Origin of the sequence: Leucobacter sp. M11 (genome assembly GCF_035726885.1) — a bacterium.
In the GTDB taxonomy this organism is placed as follows: Bacteria; Actinomycetota; Actinomycetes; order Actinomycetales; family Microbacteriaceae; genus JAPFRB01.
The window spans coordinates 120,024-128,499 of record NZ_JAPFRB010000005.1; the positions used below are offsets into that span (position 1 = coordinate 120,024).

Here is an 8,476-nt window from a genome sequence, read left to right on the forward strand (position 1 = left end):
GCAGCTTCCTGACGCTCAGCCTGCTTGGCACCTTCACGGTGGACATCGTCAGCGGTCGCGGCTGGATCTGTATCGCCCTCGTGATCTTCGGGCGGTGGCGGGTGGCCCCGATCATCGCCGGGGCGTTGCTCTTCGGCGTCGCCGATGCGATTCAGCTCCAAATGGCCATCTCGCGGTGGTCCGGCTGGGTCCCGAACGAACTGTTCATCGCGTTCCCCTACCTGGTCGTCATTGCCGCGCTGGCCATCTGGGGGCGGGGGGTGCGGTACCCCGGGGCCTATCTGATGCCTTACCGCCGAAGCTAGGCCGGGCCAGGCGGCCGGTCGGTTCCCCGTCCGGCTCCGACCCGGCAGCGTTCGGGACCCGCGCGGAACCCAGCCCGGGGCGCAGCCCCGGCCAGTGAAAGGAATCCCTATGACCGTCAAGCAACGTCTGCTCGGGCACGCCCTCGCCGAGGCGCGGGCCGGATCCGAGGAAGGCGGTATCCCGATCGGTGCCGCCCTCATCATCGACGGGCAGCTTATCGCCCAGGGCCGGAATCGTCGCGTGCAGGCCAACGACCCCGTGCTGCACGCCGAGATCGACTGCCTCCAGCGCGCCGGTCGGATGCACCCCAGCCACTACGCCCGGGCGACCCTGGTCACGACCCTCTCGCCCTGTGACATGTGCGCCGGGGCGATTTTACTCTTCGGCATCCACCACGTCATCGTTGGCGAACACGACTCCTTCCGCGGGCCGGAACAGCTCCTGCGCCGCCGAGGCGTCCGACTGGAGGTGCTCGGGGACCCGGTCTGCCGCGAGCTCATGGCGCGCTTCACGAGCGCACACCCGGAGCTGTGGGCGGAAGACATCGGGCAGCTGCCCTGAGGCGGCGCGGCGCGCACACGAAACGCCCCGCCTCCCAGGGGAGACGGGGCGTTTCGTGGCCGCGCGGGCGACCTAGATCATGCGCTTCTTGGGCGGGCCGGGCTTGGGGACGGTGAGGACCACCTCGGGGTCGAGCGGGGTGTTCGTCGCGGGGCCCCACTGGGTGGCGCCGCCCTCGTCGGTCCAGTCGAAGCCCTTCTGATCGCTCAATGCGGGATCGGACTCGACGTCCTCGATGAAGTCCGGCTGTTCCTCCGGCTCGGTGTGTGACTGCTCAGTCATGTCGTACCCCTTCCACGCCGACGATAACGACGTGTTCGGAGTCTAACCCCGCGGCACCGCTCGGTCGAGGATTTCCCGGGGTCCGCCCGGCGGATGCCCAGCTCGCGCGGATGCGGCGCATCCGGCGGGCCGGGCAGCCGGGGCGGCCGGGGCCGACTAGGCCCGGGTCACGATGACGGGGCAGGGCAGCTGCGCGAGCACGCCGTGGCTCACGGAGCCCAGGAGCAGTCGGGACAGCCCGCCGCGGCCGCGGCTGCCGACGACGAGCAGCTCGGCGCCCTCGCCCTCCGCGAGCAGCGCGGCGATCGGCGGGGACTGCACGATCACGCGGTTCACGACGAGGTCGGGGAAGCGCTCGGCGAGCCCGGCGACGCCGATCGCGATGGCCTCCTCGGCCGTGGCGCGCTGGGAGGCGACGAGCTCGTCGCTCCAGAGGTACTCGAGCCCCGGGGTGAGCGGCGGCATCCACGCGTAGACCGCGTTCAGTTCAACGCCCCGGCGGTCCGCCTCGGCGGCGGCGTACTCAATCGCCTTGCGACTCGCCTCGGAGCCGTCGATGCCGACGACGACGCCCTTCGTGGGCTCCCCGTCGGTCAGGGGAATCACGGCGACCGGCGCGTGCGACACCGCGGCAATCTTGACGCTCCGGGTGCCGAAGAAGGTGCCGGCGAAGCGGCTGCCCTCGTGGTCGCCGAGCACGACGAGCGAGGCGCCCTTCGAGGCCTCCTCGACCTCGGCGATCGGGTGGCCGACGAGTGCGCGGCCGCTGATCGGGCCCTCGTAGCCGAGGCTGCGGGCGTACTCCTGCTCGGCGGCGAGCATCTGCTCGGACGCGGTCTGCGCCTCGGAGAGGAAGGCCACACTCTCGGAGAGGAAGGAATCATCTGCGATGTGCAGCAGCGTCACCTCCGCCGAGCGCTCACTCGCGCGAGCCAGTCCCCAGCGCAGCGCGGCTCGGCTCTGCACGGAACCGTCGACGCCAATGATGATCTGTTCAGCCATGATGCATCCCTCCGTGTAGGGAACTCCCGCTCGGAGATCCCGATACCAAAACGGTACCCCACTCGGGGACCCTGCGGGGTCTCGAGTGGGGTACCGGGTGGGTGCCGGGGGACCCGGCGGCGGACCTGGCGCTACTGGGTCAGGCCGGGAACCAGCTCGGGGTGGTTGCCCGCCATGTCCTCGAGGACACGGACGACCTGGGTGCTGTAGCCGAACTCGTTGTCGTACCAGACGTAGAGGATCGCCTGCTTGCCCGTGGTGATCGTCGCGAGGCCGTCCACGACGCCCGCGCGGTTCGAGCCGACGAAGTCGGTGGACACGACCTCGGGGGACTCGATGAAGTCGATCTGGGCGCGCAGCGCGCTCGTCAGGGAGATCTCGCGCAGGTGCGCGTTCAGCTCCTCACGCTCCGCGGCCTGCTCCAGGGTGAGGTTCAGGATCGCGAGCGAGACGTTCGGGGTGGGCACGCGGATCGCGTTTCCGGTGAGCTTGCCCTCCAGCTCGGGCAGTGCCTTGGCCACCGCGGTAGCGGCGCCGGTCTCGGCGATCACCATGTTGAGCGTGGCGGCGCGGCCGCGGCGGTCGCCCTTGTGGAAGTTGTCGATCAGGTTCTGGTCGTTCGTGAACGAGTGCACGGTCTCGACGTGGCCCTGGACGACGCCGTAGCGGTCGTTCATCACCTTGAGCACGGGGGTGATCGCGTTCGTGGTGCAGGACGCGGCGCTGACGATGGTGTCCTCGGCCGTGATGATGTCGTGGTTGATGCCGTAGACGATGTTCTTCAGGTCGCCCTTGCCGGGAGCCGTGAGCAGCACGCGCGCGGCGCCCTTGGCCTGCAGGTGCTGGCTCAGGCCCTCGCGGTCGCGCCAGCGACCCGTGTTGTCCACGACGATGGCGTCGTTGATGCCGAACTCGGTGTAGTCGACCGTCGTCGGGTCGTTCGAGTAGATGACCTGGATGCGCACGCCGTTGGCGAGGATGACGTTCTCGTCCTCGAGAACCGTGATGGTGCCGTTGAAGGGGCCGTGCACGGAGTCGCGGCGCAGGAGGCTCGCGCGCTTGGCGAGGTCGTTGTCGGAGCCCTTGCGGACGACGATCGCGCGCAGGCGCAGGCCGTGGCCGCCGCCGGCGTGGTCAACGAGGATGCGGGCCAGGAGGCGGCCAATCCGGCCAAAGCCGTAGAGCACGACGTCCTGGGGCTGCTTCTTCGCGTCGTCGATGCCGGCGAGCTCGCCCTCGAGGAAGGCGCGCACATCGCTCTGCCCCGACTCGCGGAACTTGTTGGCGAGCAGCGCGAGGTCGAGGGAGACCGGGCCGGGCTTGATGGCCACGAGGGCCTCGATGATCGCGAAGCTCTCCTCGAGGGGAAGCTCGGCGTCATCGATCTTGCGGGCGAAGCGGTGCGCGGCCATGATGTCGAGGGCCGACTGGTTCACGACGGTGCGCCCGTGCACACTCATGACGACATCGTGATCACGGTAGAGCCGGCCGATGAGCGGAATCATCCGCTCCGCGAGCTCCTCCCGTGCGTTCCAAGATACGAGGTGGGCGTCTGAACGCTGGTCCATTGAGAGAGGATCCCTTTCGTGGTGTTTCGTCACGGGAGGACGACGGCGACACAGTGTGTGCGCCGGAAGGTGACGCACCGATCCAGTATCGCATGTCCGGCTGAGCGCACCGGCATCGGTGGCCGCGCGGGGGCGCTCCCGCGCGAGAGCCGCGGTCGCGCAGACGCCCCGCGTCACGCGGCGTCACGCGGCGTCACAGGGTTTTGTGTGCGCGCTGGGATGCGGGAATCTGGTGTCAGCCCGGCGATCGCCGGACACCCACCCAGACGGAAAGACACCTCATGACCGCCCAGAACACCCCAGCAACCCCCGCCGTTGCCCCGCCGAAGAAGCGCCGCGGCGCCCTCATCGCCGCGGTGGTCATCGCGATGCTGGTCATCGGCGGCCTCCTCTTCTGGCTCCTGCGCCCCGCGGCCGCCAGCACCGTCAAGCTCGGCGTCGTCGGCGCGAGCGAGCCCTACTGGGACACCTATGTCGCCGCCGCGGCCGAAGCGGGGATCGAGGTCGAGCTCGTCGACTTCGCGGACTACAACCAGCCGAACCCCGCCGTCACGGAGGGCGAGCTCGACCTCAACCAGTTCCAGCACATTGTCTACCTCGCGGAGTACAACGCCGCCAGCGGCGAGGACCTGACCCCGATCGGCTCCACCGCGATCTACCCCCTTGGCCTGTACTCGGAGCAGTACACCGACGTCGCCGACATTCCCGCCGGGTCCACCGTCGCCATCCCGAGCGACCCGAGCAACCGCGCCCGTGCCCTGCTGGTGCTGCAGTCGGCTGGCCTCATCACCCTCACCGGCGGTGGCTCCATCTTTGATACCCCGGCAGACATCGACGCTGCGGCCTCGAAAGTCACGGTCAAGGAGCTCGACGCCGCCCTGATCGGCCCGGCACTGCCGGACGTCGCCGCCGGGGTCATCAACAACGACTTCGTCGCCAAGTCGGGGCTGTCCTTTGCCGATGCGATCGCCAAGGACGACCCCAACGACCCGAACGCGCTGCCCTACGTGAACATCTTTGCCGCGACGGCGGACCGGGCCGCCGACCCGGTGCTCACGAAGCTCGTGGAGATCTACCAGAACAGCCCCGAGGTGCTGGCGGGCGTCGCCGAGGCATCCGCGAACACGGCGCAGCCGCTGAAGACCCCCGTCGCCGACCTGCAAGCCTCCCTGAAGAAGGTCGAAGCGGAGACCAAGGCACAGGGCTAACGGCCCACCAGATGCGCCCGGACCGATCGGTCCGGGCGCATCGTCCGTTGCGCGAGTTGCCCACCCCGCCGCTCGCGCCGACCGTATCAGCGAACCCCAGAAGGGACCCACCAGTGACTCGCGTTCAACTTGTCGGAGTGACCAAGCGTTACCCCGGCCGCCGCCGCGGCCAGCCCGAATCCTGCGCCGTCGACAACGTCTCCATCGACGTCGCCTCGGGCGAGATTCACGCCGTGATCGGCTACTCGGGTGCCGGAAAAAGCACCCTGCTGCGCCTCATCAACGGACTGGAGACCGTGTCCGCCGGGCAGGTCTTCGTCGGTGACGCCGAGATCAGCGGCCTCCGCGAGCGGCAACTGCGCGAGGTGCGCGGGCAGATTGGGATGATCTTCCAGCAGTTCAATCTGTTCCACAGCAAAACCGTGTGGGGCAACATCGAGTTCCCGCTCGTGGTCGCTGGGGTCTCGGAGCAGGAGCGCAACACCCGGGTCTCCGAGCTGCTCAGCTTCGTCGGGCTCGCCGAGCACGCGCACGCGTACCCGGAGCAGCTGTCCGGTGGGCAGAAACAGCGGGTCGGCATCGCCCGGGCCCTCGCCACGAACCCCGGGGTGCTCCTGGCCGACGAGGCCACGAGCGCGCTCGACCCGGAGACGAGCCGCGAGGTGCTCGGGCTCCTGAAACGGGTCAACGAGTCATTCGGCATCACCATCGTGTTGATCACGCACGAGATGGACGTGGTGCGCGAGATCGCCCACCGGGTGACGGTGATGGACCGCGGTCGCGCGGTCGAGCAGGGCGAGCTGTATCGCGTCTTTTCGCAGCCCGAGAACGAGACCACCAAGCGCTTTGCCGGCACCGTGCTGCCGACGGTTCCGGAGGGGGAGACGCTGCGGGGGCTCTTCCGCCGACACCCGGAGCGGCTGGCGACGGTCTCCCTGGACGCCGAATCCGGTTACCAGGCGCAGCTCTTTGCCGCCATCGCGGCCCGGGGCCTCCGGGTGGCGCTCGTGCACGGGGGGATGAGCGAGATCGGTGGGCGGTCCTTCGGCTGCCTGACCCTTGCCCTCGAGGGTGACGACGCGCGCGTCGACGCGCTCCTGGCGGAGGGCGTCGACGGGCTGACGCTCGTCGAACTGACTCGCGAATCCGAGACCGAGCCGCTGAACGGAGCCGCGCGATGAACGACCTGATTGAGCTACTGCCGAAACTCTGGGCCTCCGCGGGGGAGAGCCTCGTGATGGTGACTATCGCGATGATCTTCGGCGGTATCGGGGGCCTGCTGCTCGGCCTCGCGCTGTACCTCTGCCGAGCGGGGAATCTGCTGGAAAACCGTGCCGTGTACGTCACGGTCAACGTGCTGGTGAACACCTTCCGGCCGATTCCCTTTGTCATCTTTATCGGCGCAATCATGCCGCTGTCGCGATTGGTCGTTGGCACCGGGATTGGCGGGCCGGCCTTCATCTTCGCGATGAGCCTCGCGGCGTCCTTCGGCATTTCCCGGCTGGTTGAACAGAACCTGCTCACCGTCGGCCCCGGTGTCATCGAGGCCGCCCGTGCCGCGGGCGCGTCGCCGTTTCGCATCATCCGAAGCATTCTGCTGCCCGAGGCGCTCGGTCCGCTCATTCTCGGATACACCTTCGCGCTCATCGCGGTCGTGGATATGTCGGCGATTGCCGGCGCGATCGGCGGCGGCGGGCTCGGGAACTTTGCGCTGCAGTACGGCTACCGCCAGATGAACCCCTGGGTGACCTGGGCTGCGGTGCTCGTGATCATCGTGATTGTGCAGACGGTGCAGCTGCTCGGCAACGCGATTGCCCGCCGCTTACTGCGTCGCTGATCCGTTACGCTGGGTGGTATGGCATTTTCACTGGCGGACCTGCGGCGGGCGGCCGATGAATTGTGGCCCGAGGCGACCGCGGCCGACTGGGACCGCGTCGGCCTCGTTTCCGGGAGAAACGAGGCCCCGCTCGCTCGGGTGCTCCTCGCGGTCGACGCGGTCGCCGAGACCGTCGAGGAAGCCACGGAGTGGGACGCTGACGTGCTCCTCACCCACCACCCGCTGCTCCTGCGCGGGGTCACCACCCTCGCCGAGGACACGGCAAAGGGCGCGCTGCTCGGGGACCTCATCCGCTCGGGCATTGCGCTCTACAGCGCGCACACGAACGCTGATGCTCCCGCCGGGGGCGTCTCGGATCGCATCGCGCGGGCCCTCGGCCTGATCGAGCCGTCCCCGATCGAGGTCGGCACCGGCCCGGACCACGGCATCGGGCGAGTCGGCGACATCGAGGAGACGAGCCTGGCCGTCTTCGCCGAGCGCGTCGCCGCGGTGCTCCCGGCCACCGTGACCGGGGTCCGCGTCGCGGGAGACCCCGAGCGGGTGATCCGCCGCGTCGCGCTCTGCGGCGGGGCCGGAGACAGCCTGCTCGGCCACCCGCTCGTGACCTCCGCCGATGTCTACGTCACCGCCGACCTCCGACACCACCCCGCCCAGGAATCCCTGGAGCTGTCCCTGGTCGCGGGCGGCCCCGCCCTCATCGACGTCTCGCACTGGGCGAGCGAGTGGCTATGGCTCGACCGGGCCGCGGAGCAGCTCGCCGAGCGGCTCCCGGGCGTGGAGTTCCGCGTGAGCACCCGGCGCACCGACGTCTGGGACTTCGCCGTCGGCCAGCACCCCCACCTTCCGTAGCACCCGAGTAAGGACACCCCCGTGAAAGCAACCCCGGACCAGCAGGCCCTCCTGCTCGACCTCCAAGACCTCGACACCCGGGCCGCGCGGATCGCACGCCGCCGCAGCCAGCTCCCCGAACGCGAGCAGATCACCGCGCTCTCCGCGGAGACCGCGGGGATCCGCGACCGCTTCATGACCGCGCAGCGCGCGGTCGAGGAGACCCAGGTCGAACTCGACCGCCTGGGCTCCGACGTCGCCACGGTGGTCGCCCGGCGGAGCCGGAACGAGCAGCGGCTGGCCGCGAGCGTTTCCGCCAAGGAAGCCGAGGCCCTGCAGTCGGAGATCGAGTCCCTCGTCAATCGCGCCGCGGAGCTGGAGTCGCTCGAGCTCGCCGCGCTGGAGGCAAACGAAACCGCCCAGGCGCAGCTCGACGCCGCGAACGCCGAGGTGACGGGCCAGAACGAGCGCCGCCAGGCCCTTGAGCAGGCCCTCGCCGCGGGGGAGGCGGCCCTCGCCCGGGAGCTCGCAGAAACCATCGAGGAGCGCAAGAACCTCAGCGTCACGATCGCGGGCGATGTCCTGGCCCTCTACGAGGAGACCCGGCAGCGCACGGGGATCGGGGCGGCCCGCCTCCGGGGCAAGGTCTCCGAGGGCAGCAACATGGCCCTCACAGACTCCGAGATCGCCGAACTGCGCGGGGCCCCCGCGAACGAGATCGTGTTCTGCCCCGGCTCGGGCGCGATCCTCGTCCGGCTGCCCGAGGACGCGGAGTAGTGGCGGAGACCCTGCCGCCCTGCCCGCAGTGCCAGAGCCCCTACGCCTACGAGCTGGGTGCGCTGCTCGTCTGCCCCGAGTGCGCGCACGAGTGGAGCCCGACCGCG

Annotated in this window: 9 protein-coding genes and 2 pseudogenes; 8 read left to right on the forward strand and 3 right to left on the reverse strand. The window is 69.6% G+C overall.

The window, feature by feature from the left end; translation table 11 throughout:
- Together OOT08_RS15870 and OOT08_RS15875 are read left to right on the forward strand one after the other, a co-directional pair.
- Window positions 1-305 (forward strand): annotated as a pseudogene (locus OOT08_RS15870) (ABC transporter permease); the annotation flags it as partial.
- Between the two features lie 109 nt (window positions 306-414).
- Entirely contained in the window at window positions 415-867 is a 453-nt protein-coding gene (locus OOT08_RS15875) for a nucleoside deaminase (protein ID WP_325093804.1), read from the forward strand.
- 72 nt (window positions 868-939) lie between these two features.
- On the opposite strand, the gene OOT08_RS15880 is transcribed toward OOT08_RS15875, so the two are convergent.
- From OOT08_RS15880 to OOT08_RS15890, 3 genes are all read right to left on the reverse strand, one after another.
- On the reverse strand, window positions 940-1,149 hold the full coding sequence (locus tag OOT08_RS15880; RefSeq protein WP_325093805.1) for a hypothetical protein: 210 nt from the start codon (window positions 1,147-1,149) through the stop codon (window positions 940-942).
- Window positions 1,150-1,305: 156 nt separating this feature from the next.
- Complete coding sequence (locus tag OOT08_RS15885; protein ID WP_325093806.1) at window positions 1,306-2,151, reverse strand: universal stress protein; 846 nt, start codon at window positions 2,149-2,151, stop codon at window positions 1,306-1,308.
- A 131-nt stretch (window positions 2,152-2,282) separates the two neighbouring features.
- A complete protein-coding gene (locus OOT08_RS15890) occupies window positions 2,283-3,719 on the reverse strand; it encodes a glyceraldehyde-3-phosphate dehydrogenase (RefSeq protein ID WP_325093807.1) in 1,437 nt (478 codons plus the stop codon).
- A gap of 281 nt (window positions 3,720-4,000) precedes the next feature.
- Here OOT08_RS15890 and OOT08_RS15895 point away from each other — a divergent pair, with 281 nt between their 5' ends.
- From OOT08_RS15895 to OOT08_RS15920, 6 genes and pseudogenes are all read left to right on the forward strand, one after another.
- A complete protein-coding gene (locus OOT08_RS15895; protein WP_325093808.1) occupies window positions 4,001-4,927 on the forward strand; it encodes a MetQ/NlpA family ABC transporter substrate-binding protein in 927 nt (308 codons plus the stop codon).
- Window positions 4,928-5,040: 113 nt separating this feature from the next.
- Window positions 5,041-6,108 (forward strand): methionine ABC transporter ATP-binding protein, encoded by a 1,068-nt coding sequence (locus OOT08_RS15900; protein WP_325093809.1) that lies wholly within the window; start codon window positions 5,041-5,043, stop codon window positions 6,106-6,108.
- Complete coding sequence (locus tag OOT08_RS15905; protein WP_325093810.1) at window positions 6,105-6,764, forward strand: methionine ABC transporter permease; 660 nt, start codon at window positions 6,105-6,107, stop codon at window positions 6,762-6,764. Before OOT08_RS15900 ends, OOT08_RS15905 begins: the two co-directional genes overlap by 4 nt.
- Window positions 6,765-6,782: 18 nt before the next feature.
- Window positions 6,783-7,613, forward strand: coding sequence for a Nif3-like dinuclear metal center hexameric protein (locus OOT08_RS15910; protein WP_325093811.1), 831 nt, complete (start codon window positions 6,783-6,785; stop codon window positions 7,611-7,613).
- A 21-nt stretch (window positions 7,614-7,634) separates the two neighbouring features.
- Window positions 7,635-8,369, forward strand: a complete 735-nt coding sequence (locus OOT08_RS15915; RefSeq protein WP_325093812.1) for a zinc ribbon domain-containing protein — start codon at window positions 7,635-7,637, stop codon at window positions 8,367-8,369.
- Window positions 8,318-8,476: pseudogene (locus OOT08_RS15920) on the forward strand (hypothetical protein); the annotation flags it as partial. The gene OOT08_RS15915 and the pseudogene OOT08_RS15920, both read left to right, overlap by 52 nt.